General features: G+C 68.2%; 1 protein-coding gene. It reads right to left on the bottom strand.

Going from position 1 to position 1,311, the window contains the following annotated elements:
* A partial coding sequence (locus tag ACN8HC_RS19725; protein WP_490076544.1) for an ISL3-like element ISPfr2 family transposase occupies positions 1-1,146 on the bottom strand: 1,146 nt, incomplete at its 3' end.
* Between the last annotated feature and the right edge of the window lie 165 nt (positions 1,147-1,311).

Here is a 1,311-nt window from a genome sequence, read left to right as displayed (position 1 = left end):
GTCAGCGGCTCGCTTCTTCAGGGTCCGGCCCAGGGTGGTGAGCTCGGTGAGCACCTTGGGGACGCCGGCGCTGAGGTCGGTGATCAGCTTCTCCATGAGCTCGCGGCCACGTTGCCGGTCCTCGTGGCGATAGGCGGCGATCATGCGCTGGTAGACACCCCAGGTCGCCTCGATCTCGACGTGAGCGTCATCAACGAACAGCGCGCGTAGCCTGTCGCTCTGCTTGTCGGTGAGCAGGTCCGAGCCGGTGTGCAGCGTGCGCCGCGACTTGTAGAGCGGGTCGTCCCTGAACCCACGGTGCCCGTGGATCGCGAGTTGGACCCGGCGCCGGCACCTGTCGAGGGCGTCACCGGCCAGGCGCACGACGTGGAAGGGATCCATCACCGTGACCGCGTCCGGGATCTCCTCTGCAGCGGCGGTCTTGAACCCGGTGAAGCCGTCCATCGCGACCACCTCGACCGCGTCACGGAAGGCGTTGTCGCGGTCGGCGAGCCAGGTCTTGAACGCCGCCTTCGACCGGCCCTCGACCATGTCCAGCAGCCTTGCTGGGCCGGCGCCATCGCGGACCGGGGTGAGGTCGATGATCACGGTGACGTACTTGTCGCCACGCCTGGTGTGGCGCCAGACGTGCTCATCGACGCCAATGACCTTCACGCCCTCGAACCGCGTGGGGTCGTTGATCAGCAGCCGCTTGCCTTCAGCCAGGACCGCGTTGTTGGCGGTGTCCCACGCGACCCCGAGTCCCTCGGCGACACGGACGACGGTGAGGTGTGCGACCACGATCCCTTCCAGCGCCCACCGCAGCCCGGTGCGCGAGAGCTTCGCGCGTGGCTCCGCCGCGGCGCTGGTGTCTTGGCGCCACACGTGTCCGCAGTCGGCACAGCGGTAGCGGCGCACTACAACTTCCAGCACGGTCGGTCGCCAGCCCAGCGGCTCGTGGGCCAACCGCCGGATCACGGTGTCACGAGCAGCGCCTTCGCTGCCGCACCGTCGGCACCACTGATCTGGTTCCACCACGCGGCACGCGAGGACCGCACGATCCGGTTCAAGTCGTTGTCCGGTCACGCTCAGACCGAGGCCGTCGAGTTGAGCGAAGGCGGTCAGGTCAGGGCGGCCGAAGCCGGCCGGCGGGGTAGCGTCGGACACGTCGAGGTCTTTCGGATGGATGGCGTAGGAACCTCCGTCGTCGGGAGACCTCGACGTCTATCTGCGGACCGACGCGCCCGGCCGACCTACACCGTCATCTGAGAAGACCCCTGAAACGTCTTCGACGACGACGGGACCGGCGAGGAGGAGGGCGCGGTGAGCTAA

This window comes from Flexivirga sp. YIM B11880 (assembly GCF_058148645.1).
This window is presented reverse-complemented; position numbering and strand designations above follow the sequence as displayed.